The 15885-nt window shown below is 50.3% G+C and carries 19 protein-coding genes; 15 read left to right on the forward strand and 4 right to left on the reverse strand.

Going from position 1 to position 15885, the window contains the following annotated elements:
* Nucleotides 1-176 precede the first annotated feature (176 nt).
* From AC6CHQ_RS13985 to AC6CHQ_RS14000, 4 genes are all read left to right on the forward strand, one after another.
* On the forward strand, nucleotides 177-728 hold the full coding sequence (locus tag AC6CHQ_RS13985) for a GNAT family N-acetyltransferase (protein WP_251240656.1): 552 nt from the start codon (nucleotides 177-179) through the stop codon (nucleotides 726-728).
* Between the two features lie 115 nt (nucleotides 729-843).
* Entirely contained in the window at nucleotides 844-1293 is a 450-nt protein-coding gene (locus AC6CHQ_RS13990) for a MarR family winged helix-turn-helix transcriptional regulator (RefSeq protein ID WP_498081844.1), read from the forward strand.
* Between the two features lie 15 nt (nucleotides 1294-1308).
* Nucleotides 1309-1827, forward strand: coding sequence for a spermidine/spermine N(1)-acetyltransferase (gene paiA / locus AC6CHQ_RS13995; RefSeq protein WP_498081845.1), 519 nt, complete (start codon nucleotides 1309-1311; stop codon nucleotides 1825-1827).
* Between the two features lie 12 nt (nucleotides 1828-1839).
* Nucleotides 1840-2451 (forward strand): FMN-binding negative transcriptional regulator, encoded by a 612-nt coding sequence (locus AC6CHQ_RS14000; protein ID WP_498081846.1) that lies wholly within the window; start codon nucleotides 1840-1842, stop codon nucleotides 2449-2451.
* A 15-nt stretch (nucleotides 2452-2466) separates the two neighbouring features.
* Here the strand turns inward: AC6CHQ_RS14000 and AC6CHQ_RS14005 are convergent, their stop codons facing one another.
* Both AC6CHQ_RS14005 and AC6CHQ_RS14010 read right to left on the reverse strand, forming a co-directional pair.
* Nucleotides 2467-3036, reverse strand: coding sequence for a DUF488 domain-containing protein (locus AC6CHQ_RS14005; RefSeq protein WP_498081847.1), 570 nt, complete (start codon nucleotides 3034-3036; stop codon nucleotides 2467-2469).
* Between the two features lie 273 nt (nucleotides 3037-3309).
* Nucleotides 3310-3636, reverse strand: coding sequence for a four-helix bundle copper-binding protein (locus AC6CHQ_RS14010; RefSeq protein ID WP_498081848.1), 327 nt, complete (start codon nucleotides 3634-3636; stop codon nucleotides 3310-3312).
* A gap of 153 nt (nucleotides 3637-3789) precedes the next feature.
* Between AC6CHQ_RS14010 and fdxA the strand changes: the two genes are divergently transcribed.
* From fdxA to AC6CHQ_RS14050, 8 genes are all read left to right on the forward strand, one after another.
* Complete coding sequence (gene fdxA / locus AC6CHQ_RS14015) at nucleotides 3790-4029, forward strand: 4Fe-4S ferredoxin (RefSeq protein WP_092050852.1); 240 nt, start codon at nucleotides 3790-3792, stop codon at nucleotides 4027-4029.
* A 113-nt stretch (nucleotides 4030-4142) separates the two neighbouring features.
* The gene (locus AC6CHQ_RS14020) at nucleotides 4143-4928 is read left to right on the forward strand and encodes an SDR family oxidoreductase (RefSeq protein ID WP_251240651.1); all 786 of its coding nucleotides are present in this window, start codon (nucleotides 4143-4145) and stop codon (nucleotides 4926-4928) included.
* Between the two features lie 334 nt (nucleotides 4929-5262).
* A complete protein-coding gene (locus tag AC6CHQ_RS14025) occupies nucleotides 5263-5676 on the forward strand; it encodes a hypothetical protein (RefSeq protein ID WP_251240650.1) in 414 nt (137 codons plus the stop codon).
* Nucleotides 5673-7142, forward strand: a complete 1470-nt coding sequence (locus tag AC6CHQ_RS14030) for a sodium:solute symporter family transporter (RefSeq protein WP_498081849.1) — start codon at nucleotides 5673-5675, stop codon at nucleotides 7140-7142. Before AC6CHQ_RS14025 ends, AC6CHQ_RS14030 begins: the two co-directional genes overlap by 4 nt.
* Before the next feature lie 26 nt (nucleotides 7143-7168).
* Complete coding sequence (locus AC6CHQ_RS14035; protein WP_498081850.1) at nucleotides 7169-8737, forward strand: class I adenylate-forming enzyme family protein; 1569 nt, start codon at nucleotides 7169-7171, stop codon at nucleotides 8735-8737.
* A 14-nt stretch (nucleotides 8738-8751) separates the two neighbouring features.
* Entirely contained in the window at nucleotides 8752-9201 is a 450-nt protein-coding gene (locus tag AC6CHQ_RS14040) for a MaoC/PaaZ C-terminal domain-containing protein (RefSeq protein ID WP_498081851.1), read from the forward strand.
* 147 nt (nucleotides 9202-9348) lie between these two features.
* Nucleotides 9349-9684 (forward strand): hypothetical protein, encoded by a 336-nt coding sequence (locus tag AC6CHQ_RS14045; protein ID WP_498081852.1) that lies wholly within the window; start codon nucleotides 9349-9351, stop codon nucleotides 9682-9684.
* A gap of 298 nt (nucleotides 9685-9982) precedes the next feature.
* Nucleotides 9983-11077 carry a branched-chain amino acid aminotransferase gene (locus AC6CHQ_RS14050; RefSeq protein WP_498081853.1) on the forward strand — a complete coding sequence of 365 codons (1095 nt, stop codon included), beginning with the start codon at nucleotides 9983-9985 and terminating at the stop codon, nucleotides 11075-11077.
* 146 nt (nucleotides 11078-11223) lie between these two features.
* On the opposite strand, the gene AC6CHQ_RS14055 is transcribed toward AC6CHQ_RS14050, so the two are convergent.
* Nucleotides 11224-11682 carry a GyrI-like domain-containing protein gene (locus tag AC6CHQ_RS14055; RefSeq protein ID WP_251240644.1) on the reverse strand — a complete coding sequence of 153 codons (459 nt, stop codon included), beginning with the start codon at nucleotides 11680-11682 and terminating at the stop codon, nucleotides 11224-11226.
* Nucleotides 11683-11800: 118 nt separating this feature from the next.
* On the opposite strand from AC6CHQ_RS14055, the gene brfA reads away from it, so the two are divergent.
* Complete coding sequence (gene brfA, locus AC6CHQ_RS14060) at nucleotides 11801-12004, forward strand: ribosome rescue factor BrfA (protein ID WP_251240643.1); 204 nt, start codon at nucleotides 11801-11803, stop codon at nucleotides 12002-12004.
* A 119-nt stretch (nucleotides 12005-12123) separates the two neighbouring features.
* Nucleotides 12124-12858 carry a YqcI/YcgG family protein gene (locus AC6CHQ_RS14065; protein WP_498081854.1) on the forward strand — a complete coding sequence of 245 codons (735 nt, stop codon included), beginning with the start codon at nucleotides 12124-12126 and terminating at the stop codon, nucleotides 12856-12858.
* Between the two features lie 51 nt (nucleotides 12859-12909).
* Here the strand turns inward: AC6CHQ_RS14065 and AC6CHQ_RS14070 are convergent, their stop codons facing one another.
* Nucleotides 12910-14652: an AAA family ATPase gene (locus AC6CHQ_RS14070; protein WP_498081855.1), complete on the reverse strand. Its 1743-nt coding sequence runs from the start codon at nucleotides 14650-14652 to the stop codon at nucleotides 12910-12912.
* Between the two features lie 224 nt (nucleotides 14653-14876).
* Here AC6CHQ_RS14070 and AC6CHQ_RS14075 point away from each other — a divergent pair, with 224 nt between their 5' ends.
* Nucleotides 14877-15797 (forward strand): NAD(P)H-dependent flavin oxidoreductase, encoded by a 921-nt coding sequence (locus AC6CHQ_RS14075; RefSeq protein ID WP_498081856.1) that lies wholly within the window; start codon nucleotides 14877-14879, stop codon nucleotides 15795-15797.
* Nucleotides 15798-15885: the final 88 nt, after the last annotated feature.

Consider the following 15885-nt stretch of genomic DNA (forward strand, 5'->3'; position numbering starts at 1 on the left):
GAAAAAACAACTCGTTTTTCTCCGCCTGCTTTATTTAAGGGACTTATTGGACAGCCCCTTTATACTTTAATGATTGATTATGTGAAACTTTTCACAGATGATGGCCGTAAATAAGTTAGAGGGTTCACTATCAGGAAATCATACAGATACTATTACACAAAAAGTGGGGGATGCATGTGGAAGTTTTCATCAGACAAAGCTTGCCCAAGGATTTTGAGGCGATCAGCCAAGTAGTGGAACAGGCATTCCGTGATGAAGAAATGAGTGATCACCACGAACACGTTCTGGTCGGCCGGCTTCGTGTATCCGATGCCTATGTTCCTGAGCTTTCCATCGTAGCAGAAAATGGGGCTGGGCAAATTATCGGTCACATTCTGCTGACCAAGATCCGGATTGAGGACGGAGAGAATGAAGAAGACTCGTTGGCCCTGGCACCGGTATCTATCCTGCCGAAGTTTCAGAATCAGGGGATCGGCAGCCGACTGATCCGTGCCGCTCTGGACAAAGCGCAAAATCTCGGATACCGCTCGGTCATTGTTCTCGGACACCCCGAATACTACCCAAGATTCGGATTTAGAAAAGCATCAGAGTGGGGGATTCATCCTCCGTTCGATATCCCTGAGGATGTATTTATGGCGCTGGAACTGGTCGAAGGAGCGCTCAACCCTGTAAGAGGTATTGTGAAGTACTCAGAGCCTTTCAATGAATCTGCATCCGAACCGATGTGAACCGGGCATCGGTTTTTATTATCTCAAAATTATATTGCATTTACACTTATTTAAAAGTAAAGTTAAAGCAATGGCAATGTTGTAAATGCACTTATTGAAGGGAAGACGGTATAAAATGGAGCTTCTCCGTGAAATCGGCGTGATTGCTAGATCTCTGGACTCTATCAGCAACATCGAATTTAAGGAAGTCGACCTTTCAAAAGGACAGTATCTGTACATGGTGAGGATCTGCGAGCATCCTGGTATCATTCAAGAAAAGCTTGCCGAGATGATCAAGGTGGACAGGACAACAGCTGCGCGTGCGATTATGAAGCTGGAAGAAAAGGGCTTTATCGAAAAACGAGATGATGTGGACAACCGGAGAATCAAGAAATTATTTCCGACAGCGAAGGGTCTTGAGATTTACCCGTTTATCATCAGGGAGCATAAGCATTCCAATTCAGTAGCGTTGGAAGGCTTTTCTGAAGATGAGGCGGACATACTCCTACGCCTGCTGCGGAGGGTTAGGAAAAATGTGGAGAAAGACTGGGAACATGTCAAGAAAGGGAACAAGAGAAGTTATTGAAGAGGGGGAACCGGCATGACTGTTGAAATCAGACCTTGTGAGTCAAGAGATTTGGAAGCACTCCGGAAGATCAGCATCGATACGTTCAGGGAGACGTTCGGGGCGCAGAATTCACAGGAGAATCTAAATGCGTATCTGGAAAAGGCGTTTAACCCGAAGCGCATAAAAGCAGAATTGGCTCATCCGCAATCACGATTTTTCTTCATTGAGAAAGACGGGAAAACCGCCGGCTATCTGAAGGTCAATACAGGAAACGCCCAGTCGGAAGCGATGGGTGATGATTCACTGGAAGTGGAGCGGATCTATATCAGCGAACGTTTCCAGAAACAGGGGCTCGGTAAGGTCCTATTTAACCTGGCGATGAAACTGGCCGAGCAGGATGGAAAACGGAAAATATGGCTCGGGGTCTGGGAAGAAAATAAAAACGCCATCGCGTTTTACCAAAAGCTTGGTTTTATCCGTACAGGCGCACACTCGTTTTTTATGGGGGATGACGAGCAGACTGATCTCATCATGGAGAAAGAGATTTATTAAGGGGGAGTTATAATGTTCATACCTAAGCTTTTCCAGGTCACCGATTTTGAAGAAATTAAGGGGTTCGTTGAGGAGCACTCATTCGGTTCAATTGTAACCGTACATAACGGAAGGCCGGTCTCGACACACCTGCCTTTCCAGTTTCGGCAGTTTGGAGAAGAGTGGTATGTCACCGGGCATTTCGCCAAGGCGAATCCCCAATGGAAGACGATTGCTGAGCAGGAAGCGCTTGTGATGATCCAGGGGCCGCATGCTTATATTTCATCTTCCTGGTACACCCACGAAAATGTCTCCACCTGGAACTATCAGGCCGTCCATCTATACGGTAAGGTGCAGCTGATGAATAATAAGGAGCTGGAAGACGAGTTGGACCTGCTGATGAAGAAATATGAGCAGCATCGTCCGAATCCTGTACTCTGGGAAAACCTTTCGCAGGAAACGAAACAGCAGATAAATGCTGTGGTCGGCTTTAAAATGAAAGTGGATGAAACACAGGCGGCATACAAGTTGAGCCAGAATCGGAACAGTACTGACTACGGGAACATCATCGATGGCTTGCGCAATGAAGGCAGTTCAGACGCAAATCAAATGGCTGCCCTGATGGAGAAAAGAAGAGAGAAGTAAAAAGAAGCCGATGCGTCAATCCGCATCGGCTTCTTTTTCATCTGCTGGATAAACCACTTCACCGTCCATACGCTTGTACGGCATAGCACCCCAGCGACCAGGCTGATGAGGCTCGGTCACTGTCTTGCCTTCTTTGCCGTCGAGTATATGTACCATCTCACCGCCATGCAGGGCCACATAGTTACTGATCAACATCCGGTGGCAGCGCGCTGGATGACGTTCTGAACAACAAACAGCCGCACGCTTTTCTTTTGCGGCTATCCGCAGTTTATTGAGACCTTCCTTGAACTCCTCTTCTTGCGTATAGTCCGCATAGTTGTGAAAGGAGCGATTGTTCCAGCCTGCATTTACATCATCACTGATGATTTTGGATTTGCGGCGGCGTCCTCCAAGCTCGCGGATATGCAAATAGTCAATCCCACTTTCAGGAAGCCAATCCTTCATACGATCCGTGTGAAACCAAGGGAACTTCCGGCTCCCGGGAAAAGCACGGACATCGACGAGCAATTCCACGCCTGCATCATGGAGCAATTTGAGAAATTCTTTTTCATCGTGAGTAGAATGTCCGATCGTATACAGTTGCATATGTTCACCTGCTTTTTCTGGCTGTTGTCTATCTCGTTCCCTCTACCCGCATCCGGCAATCTTGATGTTTGGAAGATTTGCTTGTGCAAACAACGAGTGGATGTCTAAACAAATAACACAAAGGAAAAAATTAACGACATGGACTCAAGTCGCTTGCTGCGGCCGGCGCCGTATAACGTACCCGTTTATCAGAAATGGTATGTAAAATGAGGAACAGGCAGGAAACGGATTCCCTGCCTGCAGTCGCTCCTCAACATATGATTGTCCATTGGCTTATGCGACATTCCGGCATGCTTCCGCACACTTCATGCACGCTTCTGCACACTTCTGGCAGTGCTCATGGTCGTGTTTGCGGCATTCTTCCCCGCAAGCTTCACAGATGTCTGCGCAAACTTGGGCGAGTTGGCTGATGAACGGTGAGTTCCGGCTGATCGCCGCTTCGAGGAAGCCGCAAATATCCGCACATTCACGGTCAAGCCGGATACACTCTGCCATCATCTTGACATCTTCTTCCTTCAGGCAGGCATCAAAGCAGTGATTGCAGGCCTCCATGCATTCATGCAGCGTCTGCAAAAGCTCCTGATGTTGTGCGTGAGCCACGGTGCCATCCCTCCTGTTTGATGTTGTTTAATTGTACAGTCATGTTCTTCCCGTTTGTCCGATGACGAAACAGGATAAATTTCGACAAGTTCATGTTTTTGAGAGCGAAACAGCGGGAAATATGGTAACTTGAATAGGTAAGGAGTGATGAAAATGACACACGTGATTACGGCACCGTGCATCGGCGAAAAAGCCGGTGAATGTGTGGACGTATGTCCGGTAGATTGCATTCTTGAAGGTGAGGACCAGTTCTTTATCGATCCGGATCTCTGCATCGACTGCGGAGCCTGCACTGCAGTATGCCCGGTTGACGCAATCTTTTACGAGGACGACCTGCTTCCTGAAGACCAGCCGTTCGTCGAAAAAGCAAAACAGTTCTTTATGGAAGCATAAAACCGGGGCCGAAAAGGCTCCGGTTTTCTTATTATCCGTTTTTCTTCAGCACATCCGGGGAAGGATAACAGGCAGTGCTGCCGTTCACTGTCCGGCAAGGAAAGGATGAGAAGATTACAAACCGATTTGATGGAAAAGTGGTTCTGATTACGGGTGCGGGTTCCGGACTCGGGAGGTCTTCCGCGCTTCAAGTTGCAAAAGAAGGCGCCAAGCTTTCTCTGGTCGACTTGAATGAGCAGGGACTTGAAGAAACCAAACAGGCGATCATGGAAGTGGCTCCGGAAGCGGAAGTCATCCTGCTGACTGCGAACGTGGCTGAAGAAGAACAGGTAAAAAAATATGTCGATGACACAGTATCCCGGTTTGGACAGATAGACGGATTCTTCAACAATGCCGGTATCGAGGGGAAACAGGACCTTACGGAGGACTTTGGCAGCAATGAATTCCAGAAAGTCGTCAGCATCAACCTAAATGGCGTCTTTTATGGCATGAAGTATGTGTTGGCTGTCATGAAAAAACAGGGTTCCGGCTCAATCGTCAACACGGCATCCGTAGGAGGCATCCGAGGAGTGGGCAACCAGTCTGGCTATGCTGCCAGTAAACATGGCGTCGTCGGCCTGACCCGAAACTCTGCGATCGAGTATGGGCAATACGGTGTCAGCATCAAAGCCATCGCGCCTGGCGCAATTATGACCCCGATGGTCGAAGGTTCTCTCCGCCAGATTGGCGGCGACAATTGGGAAGAGGTCGGCAAGGAATTCGTTCAGCCGAACCCGATGAAGCGCTTCGGCAAGCCGGAAGAAGTGGGCTATCTGGTTGCTTTCCTGCTATCTGACCAGGCTAACTTCATTAATGCAGCTGTTGTTCCGATTGATGGCGGACAATCCTACAAATATTAATATAGGAAGAAAAGGCGGATCCCGAGACCTGGGATCCGCCTTTATTTCATTTTGGCAGATATAAATAATAAGAAATTAAGATTTGGCTTTAATATTCTGCACAATCATTCTCAGCAAAACAAAGACTTAAAAACCGTTTAGCAGATATGAAGCCAATATACCGATATAGCTTTATGTATGTCTGTAGAGAGTGGAACTGCACGAATAGTGATAAAGTCACATTGACAGTTTCGATTTAGTTTCATATATTTTATTCATTCTGATAATTGAAAACGCTTTCTTTCTGGTTTTAACGACGGTTTCCGTCGATTCAAAATAAAGGGAGGTTGTTTGCTTGTACGTTTCCGACCGTATCATGTATTTATTTTCCGGACTTATTGTTCTGTCGCTGGTCGGCATGTTTCTGCAGTCGTGGAGGCTCATCCTGTATCCGTACCTGGCCGTGATCGGGTTAGCCATCACTATCGGGATCTGGAAGGCGGTCAGAAATAGGCCTGCTTTGCTGTGGGTTCCGATCTCAGTCGCCGGGGGATACATCGTTTTGTTCGTGACGCTCGACCTGATCACTCGCAATGATCCGGCTGGCGGAAGTTTCTATGTGCTGGGTATGACACCCGGTCTCGCCCTCTATCTGCTCGGCATTCTCCCGTTGGCGGTGATCGCTTCTCTGATTTATGCCCTGATTTTTGATCCGGGTGACATAGAAGAGATGGAGAATGAGTTCAAAACCGGGGAGGCTGCCAAATGAACGTAACCATCATCAGTATTGTCGCATTCTATCTGCTGGTTTGTATCCTGATAGGTGTTTGGGCCACGAGAAGAACCAAATCCGCAAGTGACTTTCTGGTTGCCGGCAGAAGTCTTGGTATGTTTGTCATGGCTATTGCCGCGTTCACTTCCATCCAGAGCGGGTTTGGGCTGTTGGGAGGTGCGGGCCAGACCTTTACCGGCGGTATGGGGTTTGCTGCGGGAGTTCTGATCGCAGCACCATTAGGTTTCGCCCTGACCTGGTTCCTGGTCGGAAAACGGATCTGGGCAATGGGTGAAATGGGGGATGTCTTTACTCTTGGAGATGTTGTGGAAAAACGGTATAACAGCAGGGCGGTTCGTGGATGGCTTGGGTTTGCGATTACGCTCGGTGTTATAGGCTACCTGGGCACGCAGGTTCAGGCGATGGGTGTCATCATGCACTCGATATTCGGTGTTTCACCGGCTGTCGGGGCACTGATCGGCCTGGGAATCCTGGCTTTCTACTCGGTCGGGGGCGGTATCATCGCTTCTGTTTACACAGATTTGTTCCAGGGAGTCATTATGATCGTCGTCTCGATCGTGATCTTCTTCTTTGCATTAAATGTCGGCGGAGGCATGCAGAACATCACAGAAACCCTTCAATCCTCGGATCCGCTGCTCGCATCGCCTTTCGGCAATTTCTCTCTGATCACGATCGCCTGCTGGTTCCTCCTATTCAGTCTCGGAGCGGCAGGACAGCCTCATTTCATCAATAAATTCCTGATGATCAAAAGTGCCAAGGAACTGCGTTGGGGCGCATTCACTGCCGGTCTGGCTTATGCGATTACGGTGCTTCTTGTTGTCAGTATCGGACTGACCGCCCGCTCCCTGCAAATCCAGGGCCGGTTCCCGGAGGTTGCGTCAGCGGATGATTCACTGGTCGTGTTCGTTACGGCATTTACGCCTTCCATCATCGGGGGGCTTGTCCTTGCCGGTCTGCTGGCTGCCATCATGTCAACGGGTTCCGGTTTTGTCACCCTTGGAGCGGCAAGCCTCGTGCGGGACATCCCGCGCGCATTCGGCAAGAAGATCAAGAATGAGCTGCTATGGAACCGGGTTGTCGTATTTGGCCTCCTCGTGGTCTCGACTCTTTTCTCGTTTTATATGGATACGCTTGTGGCACTTCTCGGTGTCTTCGGCTGGGGGACATTTGCAGCCGCCGTATTCCCGGCTGTCGTGCTCGGTCTCGTTTGGAAACGGGCCACAAAGCAGGGGGCCATCACCAGCATCATCCTTGGGGTATCACTGAACTTCGCCTTTGAAATCCTCAACAAGTATGGCATCACCCTTCTCCCTGAAGGCGTGGTCGTCGGAGCCATTTCACTCGTCATCTCGATTCTCGGCTTTGTCGTCGTCTCGCTGATGACTCAGCCGCAGGAATCAGCAGAAATGGAACAGCCTCCACTCAAGGCAATGGAAGGCTGAACATCAACTGACAGGAGGGGACGCACATGGACGTCGGATATTTGCTGGACAGGGTGGAGCCCCGTCTGCAGACTTTGCACCCGGACAAGGAAGCACTGGCCATGGAAACAGGGGAGACCTGGACATACGGAAAACTGAATGAGATGACCAACCGGTACGCCAATGTGCTTTCGGAGATAGGAGTCAGAAAGGGCGACCGCGTCGGGATGCTGCTGTTTAACTCTCTGGAATATTTCGCCCTGTATTTTGCGATTGCCAAAATCGGCGGTATCGCAGTTAGGATGAATTTCAGGCTGGAATCGGAGGAACTGGAGTACATTTTGAATGATTCCGGCACGAAGGTGCTCTGCTTCGACTCGTCGCTTTCAGAGCGTTTGGAGCCTGTCAGGGATCGCATACCCGTCGAATCTTTCATTTGCTATGCCGCCGATGGGGAAGCACCGGAGTGGGCGGATAGTTGGGATAAGCTTTTAAAGGGAAATAAGGAACTGGCAGTGCGCCCGACGCTCGAAGAAACGGACCCGGTCATGCTGATGTATACATCCGGTACGACAGGGCGACCGAAAGGAGCACTCTGGACACATCGGAACACGATCTGGTTCGCAACGTTGCAATCCCTGAAATGGAACTTTGACGGAGATACTGTCGGCATGACCACTGGCCCGCTTTATCATGTAGGGGCGATGGAGGATGTGGCGCTCGCTGTTCTGTTGTCAGGGGGGACGGTCGTGATTTCCAAGAGCGGGAACTTTGAGATCAGGCGGACGCTGGAGGTGATCGAAGAAAAGGAAGTGACAGATGTCTTCCTGTTCCCGTTCATGATTTATGAGATGCTGAAGCTGAATGAAATCGAAGCTTTTGGATTGACGTCGTTGAGGACGATTTATTCGGGAGGCGACCCAATCATTTCCTGGGCAATTGATCGTTTGAATGAACTGTTTCCGCATATCGGCCTTGTCCAGGTGTATGGTTTGACCGAAGGAACGCCGATCGCCGTTTCACTGGACCCGGCAGATTCAAAAACAAAGGGATACACAGCCGGCAAGCCGATGCCGTTCACGGAAGTGAAAGTAGTCGGGGAGCAGGGTGAAGCGCTGCCTGCAGGAGAGATCGGTGAAATCTGCACGAAGGGTCCGGCGGTCGTCTCGGAATACTGGAACAAGCCGGAAGCCACTGCCAAGACATTCGTTGATGGCTGGTGCCATACAGGGGACCTTGGTGTTCTGGATGCAGAGGGTTTTCTGACCATCTCGGGACGCAAAAAAGATATGATCCGTAGCGGTGGAGAAAACATCTATCCTGTGGAAGTCGAAGATGTGCTGATCCGGCATGAGGCCGTCCAGGATGTGGCTGTCGTCGGAATACCGGATCCGAAATACATCGAGACGGTGTGCGCGGTCATTGTGACGAAGCCCGGATGGTCCATTACGGAACAGGAACTCCTTGAATTTACCGACGGCAAATTGGCGCGATATAAAAAGCCGCGCTCATTTGTCTTCCTGGACGAACTGCCGAGAACAGCATCCGGCAAGGTCCAAAAATTCCGTCTGAGGGAAGAATTCAAGCATCTGCGCGAACCGCAAGTAAAATTCTGAATGGGGGAAGAGACATGTTTAATAAATACTACGGGGAAGTGCAAGTCGGAGAAGAATGGGAATCCGGCGGACGCACGATCACTGAAGCGGATATTGTGAATTTTGCCGGGGTGAGCGGTGATTTCTATCCGCTCCACATCGATCGGGAATATGCGAAGAATACACCGTTCGGCGAGCCGATCGCGCATGGAATGCTGGTCCTGTCGGTTGCGACCGGCCTGATGAATTTCACGCCCGGCATTATTGCTGCCTTCTATGGGATGGACAAGATCCGATTTGTCCGTCCGACCCTGATCGGAGATACCATCAGAGTCAGAATGAAAGTGGCCGATAAACAGGAGCGGAAAAACGGAACCGGGGTCATCGCCTACGAGACGGAAATCGTCAATCAGCGAGGTGAAGCGGTAATTGCGGGGACGCTCAGGCTGCTGCTCAACGAGGCGCATGTAGGTGCGGAAGTATGATTGGATGAGGGCCATCCTGACAGATGGCCATTTTTAATTGTTTGGGTCTGCATGTTCAAAGTGATTGTGTGATTCAAAGGAATTCCCGTTTTATCGGTTTTCCTCTTGGTTTAATGGGAATAGTGTATGAAACGGGAGGGGATGTGGTTGGAAACCTTGAAAACCATCGATGAATTTGTTGTGGCGGCGATGGGTTTCGATGCGGAGGCGCATCCGGGAAACCTGTTCGTAAGCCAGTCATCGGAAAACGGATTTGAAGCTGAAGAAATTGTTGTGGGCGATGAAGATTCAGTCCGGAAGCAAGTCACGCAGGTTTTCGAAGTCCTTCTCGAAACGGAGCGGGGATCCTACTATTTTCATTACCCGTTCAGCGACCCGGCGGAAATCGAGGAAATCATAGCTAAGCTGCAGCCGGTCTATGAACGGTTCCCAAAGCTTGTGCTGCCAAGCGAGGAGATGGCCGAAAAAGTCGCGGTCGCATAGTAACGAATTGACCGGCACCAAAAAGGTGGCCGGTTTTTTGTATTAAGGACTACTTTCAATAGTATTTGCAAAAAATTGCAGAGCAGAGCGATATATGTGCAAAACAGCTCAAAATAATGGAGCGGCAGCTATATTCACAGCAAAACCGATTAAGTTCCTGCATGGATGACTGGACAAAAAATTATTTTAGCCGAAAGTATTTAAATCTGTCTGAAAATATGTATAATATAGTCATTATTCTTTTTTCATGAGTATACGATATATCGCGTACCTTGAATATCAAGGAGGAAGATGTAGGATGGGGAACATGCAGATCAGCATCAATGAGTGCCAGGAACGGAAAACGAAGCCATCCACGGACGGCATCGCATTCGGGCGCAACTTCACAGACCATATGTTCATTGCGGATTATACGGAAGGGATTGGCTGGCACGATCACCGCATCGTACCTTATGAGCCGATTACACTGGATCCGTCCGCAATCATCTTCCATTATGGCCAGACCGTATTCGAAGGGCTCAAGGCTTATCGGGCGAAAGACGGTGCAATCCGACTTTTCCGTCCAGAGGAAAATTTCCGCCGGATGAACGAATCCTGCGATCGTCTCTGCATGCCGCAGATTAATGAAGAGGATGCGCTGCAAGCACTGAAAACACTCATCAAGGTCGAGAAGGACTGGGTACCGGAAGCGGAGGGAACATCCCTTTATATTCGCCCTTATATGATTGCGACCGAGCCTCACCTCGGTGTGGCGCCGTCGCTTACGTATAAGTTCATCATCATCCTGTCCCCGGTCGGCATGTACTACAAGGAAGGGATCGCCCCGGTCAAGATTCTTGTAGAGAACGAGTACGTCCGTGCGGTGGCAGGCGGCACAGGCGCCGCGAAAACCGCGGGCAACTATGCCGCTTCACTAAAAGCACAGGCAGTGGCAGAAAAGATGGGGTATTCCCAGGTTCTCTGGCTCGACGGCGTCGAGAAGAAATATGTTGAAGAAGTCGGCAGCATGAACGTTTTCTTCAAGATCGATGGCGAGGTCGTTACGCCTGCACTCAATGGCAGTATTCTCGGCGGCATCACGCGTAAATCAATCATCGAGATGCTGAAATCGTGGAGTGTCCCGGTGACCGAGCGCCGCATCACCATGGAAGAGATCAAAACCGCCCAGCAGGAAGGACGTCTTGATGAGGCGTTCGGCACCGGAACGGCAGCTGTCATCTCGCCAATCGGTGAATTCAGCTGGAAGGGCGATTCTTTCACCATCCATGGCGGTGAGGCGGGCGAACTGTCGACAAAGCTCTACGAAGAACTCACAGGGCTGCAGACGGGCGTGAAAGAAGACACGTTCGGATGGGTAACGGAAATCCGTGAAGAAGCGGCTGTCAGGAATTAATCATTTAAAAAGCTCCCCTTGTGGGAGCTTTTTCTATTGCCTATTTGGCCGGGATGGCGGATGTCAAAGACTTAAACATTCAGGTGATTTTGCTTGGCAATCAGTCAAAGTTGCATACCTTACATTACGATGCTCCGGAAGTGGACCTAACCGGCAGTGTTTTGACTTAAAATTGGCAAGTAGATTTCAACTTCTTCACCGGTGTCCGCAGGAATATAGACTTCAACAATATATTCTTCCCGGTTGATATGAAAACCGCTTTCAATGGTCTGTTTTAGCAAAGCGGCATGAAGACCCTGTAAGTCTTCCATGGTTCCCCTTGCTGTTGCGTAATTCCCCAGCACTTCCATATAAGTCATTCCAAGCGGAACTTTATCTAAAGGTGCATCGATTAATAAGCCTACGTAAAACTCACCTTCGAGATGGCCGTGGCTTTTCTTGGGTTCGAATACCGCGATTTCTTTTCCGGCAACAGATTCAATTCCGCCTGATCGGACAATGACTTCCTGAGCTGCTTGCGGAACGAGTGTTCCAAATTCTTCAAAAGCCCCTTTACCTTTTACACCAACAAACCTAAACTGCTTGTTTACTGTTAAAAGTTTCATTTAATACCTCCTAAGCCGCTGTCCGTAACAAATTCTAGAAAACAGGTTCCTATTCCTACCTAATTCGGTGAGTGATTTTGTATACTGATGATGTAAGGACAAGAAGGAGATGATGGTTGTGGCAAATTCAAAAGCAAAGAAACTTCGTCTTAAGATCGAACGGGAGGGTCGCATGAATCCAGAACAAAAACGGTTCCGTAATGTCGGTCTGACAACAAGAGTTAAAAGAGACAAAACCAAATATACGAGAAAAGGTCGTTCCGCCAGTGACTACAAGAGTCAACGTGGAGACGGCCTTTTTTATTTGCCTGAGTATATTTGACGAATCTATAATCAATCAGCGACTATAAGAGACGAGGTTGAGAGTGCAAAGTGATGAAGCGGTTTCTCTATTGCCCAAAAAGGGGATAATGGTATCAGAGATCAAACGGAGGGGTCATCATGAAAACTATAGAAAACAAAATGCTTGTCAAAGAAGACTTCAGTAACCGGGGAGACCTTCCCGAGTGGCTGTTGCGTGAATATCATACATTCCACAAAACCGTGACGGACAAGACGTTTCCCTGCTATTTCGGGATGGCTGCAGAACTCGGCGGTGAGTTGCGGTACGCCTATATCGAGAGGGAAGATTGGTCCAATCTCCCAAAGGCTCTAATGGAATTCCTGAAACTGTTCGAAAATCCGAAACACAAACGGTATGGCTTCTTTGTGTTTGTGGAACCGTTTGAGAAAGAAGGTGACCTGGAAGATTACCGGAAAGAGTTCTGGGATATTCTCCAGTACCTTCACGAACAGGACCCGGTCGAATGGCCGGCGGATGCTCCGAAAGATCCGGACCATCACCTATGGGATTTCCGCTTTGGCGGTGAGCCGATATTTGTCTTCGGCAATGCGCCGGCTTATAAGCAGCGGAAGACCCGCGACCTTGGTAATGCAATGGTACTTGGATTCCAGCCACGTAAAATCTTCAAGGGACTGGAGGGAACGGAGCCTGGTGGCATCAATTCGCGGGATAAAGTCCGGGAACGTGTAGAGAAGTGGGACAACCTGCCAAAACATCCGGACATCAGCCACTTCGGCGATCCGACGCACAACGAATGGAAACAATTTTTCATCGGTGACGACATTGTGCCTATCAAGGGCAAGTGTCCGTTTAAACATAAGGATATGAACTGATTGATACCAGACATGTAAAACGCCTCCCGGTAATGGGAGGCGTTTATTGTATTAATATGCTTTAGTGGCAACCAAATCGTCGCGGACCACTTTCTTATAACCGACGATTTCCTGGATTTCATCGCCATCGATGGTTTCCTTCGTCATGAGTGCGTCCACAAGGCGGGCGTATTCGGAAGGATGGCTCTTGATCAGCAGTTCTGCCATCTCAAGGGCTTCTTCGAATAGTTTCTGCATGCGCGCTTCTTTTTCATTATTGTTGAACGTGAGCCTGAACCCGTCTTGGAGAAGACCAGTGTCCACCATTTCCTCGAGCAAGCGTTTGGCCTGTTGGACGTCACCGCCGACACCGAGGCTATGTTCCCCTAGGTGGAGCCGCTCGGCTACGCCGCCGGCGAGGATCATGGAGACACGGTCAAGCTGCTCACTCACGGTCGACAGATGCAGTTCCTTCTGTAGGGGAGCGACATAGCCAAGCGCCATGCCACGCGGGATGATCGTCGCCTTTCGGACAGAGCCCGGGTTTGTGAGCGCCTGAACCAGCGCATGGCCGGCTTCGTGGATGGCAACCCGATGCTTGGTGTCCGGGTCGTTCAGGGAGCGGGCAGTGCTTCCGAGAATGGTGCGGTCGATTGCAAAGTCCAGGTCACTCTTGGCGATTTCGGTCCGGCCGTCCCTGAGTGCACGCCGGCTTGCCATTTCAAACAGGGAGCTTAGTTCGGCACCTGAAAAACCTGAGGTGCTTTCCGCCAGTGCATCAAACGAAGCAGCAACTTCCGGCGCAAAGACCTTGCCTTTTGTATGGATATCTATGATCTCACGGCGTCCCTGGGTATCCGGTAGAGGAACCTGGAACTCGAAATCGATCCGGCCGGGACGGACAAAGGCGTCGTCCAGCATATCTTTCCGGTTGGTCGCCGCGATAAAGAGAATACCGTCGTTGTCGTTGCCTCCGTCCAATTGGACAAGAAGTTCGGTTAGGGTCTTTTCGGATTCCTCTCCGCCGTGCTGCTTCCGTTTGCCGGCCAACGCGTCCACTTCGTCGATAAAGATAACAGCGGGGCGCTGCTTGCGGGCGTTTTCAAAAAGAGTACGGACGCGGGATGCGCCGACACCGACGAACATTTCGGTGAAGGCGGCACCGCTCGAGGAAAAGAACGTTGCGCCAATTTCCCGGGCAATGGCCTGTGCGAGAAGCGTTTTCCCGGTTCCCGGAGGTCCATAGAGCAAGATTCCCCTGGGCGGTGTCAGGCCGACTTCTTCTGCGGCTTTCGGATCCTTCAGGACGGCAAGCGCCTGACCGATTTCGTCTTTCATCTCATCAGGGATTCCACCGATGTCATCGAGTGTGACATCCGGAAGCGGCGCGGCTTTAGCGGCGCTCTGCTTCATTGAAGAAGCAGTTCCGAGCTTGCCTTTCCGGTAGAGGATAAAGAATGTTACTGCGATGGCACCGAAAATCCCGGCGAGGAGGAGCCGGTCTGCCGTACTTTGTTTTGAATACTCATAGTTCACCGCGTGATTCACAACCAGCTGTTCGACGCTCTGGCTGTTCGGCGGGACGTTTGTCCGGTAAGTTCCGTCCGGCGTTTCAAGAGTCAGCGTACCGGAAGCCGATTCGGTGAGCGTCATCATCGTGCCGGCGTCAGATTGGACCAGTTCCTGGATTTTTGCGAACGGGACCTCTGCAGGCCGGGTGCTGTCGTACCAGAACCACCCGGCTCCACCGACTGCCACGACGAGAAGCAATGCGACAAGAAACACTTTTGAAGAAAGTTTGGAAATCGGCTTCAAGACGGTCAACTCCTAAGTCAGAATAAGCCCATTATAGCGGAATTTCTTGTGACTTTGTAGGGAAAAGAGTTGAGTCATATCTTACAATTTATTGTCGGTTAGGAAAGGGATGTCCTGAATAAAGAATGAACATTCATTCATTTCGTCTTGACACGATTGGACTGGGAGGTAAGAATGAGAGTGGAAGTGTCTTAATGATCTGAATTCGAAAAGGGGTGGGGGATATGCTTAAACTGCCGGTGATCGTGGCTCCAATGTTCCTGGTGTCCAATCCGGAAATGGTGATCGAATCAGGGAAGGCGGGTGTTATCGGAACGTTTCCGCTGCTGAACGCGCGACCCGTATCGGCGTGCGCGGAGTGGCTTCAGCAGGTGAAGGACGGACTGGGTGATACGCCTTGGGGGGTCAACTTCATCTGCCATAAAAAAGCGAATCAGCGTTACAGTGAAGACTTGGAATTGATCAGGAAATACGAGCCCCCGATTGTCATCACCTCACTTGGCCATCCGGGGGAGGTCGTCGAAGTGGTGCATGCATACGGCGGCAAGGTTTATTCGGACGTAGCTAACGTGAAGCACGCAAAAAAAGCCGCACAGAGCGGTGTGGACGGGCTAATACTTGTCTGCGCAGGCGCGGGGGGGCACGGGGGATTATTGAATCCATTCGCCTTTATTTCGTCGGTGAAGACATTCTATGACGGGGCGATTATCCTTTCCGGTGCGATGTCCAGCGGTGCGGACGTGGCGGCGGCACGTGCGATGGGAGCAGATTATGCCTACCTCGGCACGCGGTTCCTCGCTGCTGAAGAAAGCGCTGCGTTTGAAGACTATAAACAGATGGTCATTGACTCGACTGTAGAGGATATCATTTACACAGATGCGATTAGTGGAGTTCCCGCCAACTTCCTGACTCCTTCTTTGATCCGACAGGGACTGGATCCAGAGAATCTGAAAGGGACAACGGGCAAACTGGACTTCTCCGGTGAAGACGAAATTAAAGCCTGGCGGGATGCCTGGTCAGCCGGCCAGGGCGTCACCAATGTCACCGAACGTGAAACCGTCGCGCAGATTGTGGAGAAGCTGTCTGAGGAATACGAAGCTGCAATCGCCAGGCTCGCGGAAGACCGGAGCGGGATTGTTCATTAAGATAGGAGTGCACCGACCAATGCCGGTGCATTTTTTTGGATGGCGGCGCGGAATGCGGAGTTAGGCCGCGAATCCAGTGGTTGCGGTC

This window comes from Bhargavaea sp. GQ12, from assembly GCF_059758705.1.

Coding starts and splice junctions, on each gene's coding strand:
- AC6CHQ_RS13990 (WP_498081844.1), top strand. CDS start 844: ATGGAGCTTCTCCGTGAAATCGGCGTGATTGCTAGATCTCTGGACTCT.
- paiA (WP_498081845.1), top strand. CDS start 1,309: ATGACTGTTGAAATCAGACCTTGTGAGTCAAGAGATTTGGAAGCACTC.
- AC6CHQ_RS14000 (WP_498081846.1), top strand. CDS start 1,840: ATGTTCATACCTAAGCTTTTCCAGGTCACCGATTTTGAAGAAATTAAG.
- AC6CHQ_RS14005 (WP_498081847.1), bottom strand. CDS start 3,036: ATGCAACTGTATACGATCGGACATTCTACTCACGATGAAAAAGAATTT.
- fdxA (WP_092050852.1), top strand. CDS start 3,790: ATGACACACGTGATTACGGCACCGTGCATCGGCGAAAAAGCCGGTGAA.
- AC6CHQ_RS14030 (WP_498081849.1), top strand. CDS start 5,673: ATGAACGTAACCATCATCAGTATTGTCGCATTCTATCTGCTGGTTTGT.
- AC6CHQ_RS14035 (WP_498081850.1), top strand. CDS start 7,169: ATGGACGTCGGATATTTGCTGGACAGGGTGGAGCCCCGTCTGCAGACT.
- AC6CHQ_RS14040 (WP_498081851.1), top strand. CDS start 8,752: ATGTTTAATAAATACTACGGGGAAGTGCAAGTCGGAGAAGAATGGGAA.
- AC6CHQ_RS14050 (WP_498081853.1), top strand. CDS start 9,983: ATGGGGAACATGCAGATCAGCATCAATGAGTGCCAGGAACGGAAAACG.
- AC6CHQ_RS14055 (WP_251240644.1), bottom strand. CDS start 11,682: ATGAAACTTTTAACAGTAAACAAGCAGTTTAGGTTTGTTGGTGTAAAA.
- AC6CHQ_RS14065 (WP_498081854.1), top strand. CDS start 12,124: ATGAAAACTATAGAAAACAAAATGCTTGTCAAAGAAGACTTCAGTAAC.
- AC6CHQ_RS14075 (WP_498081856.1), top strand. CDS start 14,877: ATGCTTAAACTGCCGGTGATCGTGGCTCCAATGTTCCTGGTGTCCAAT.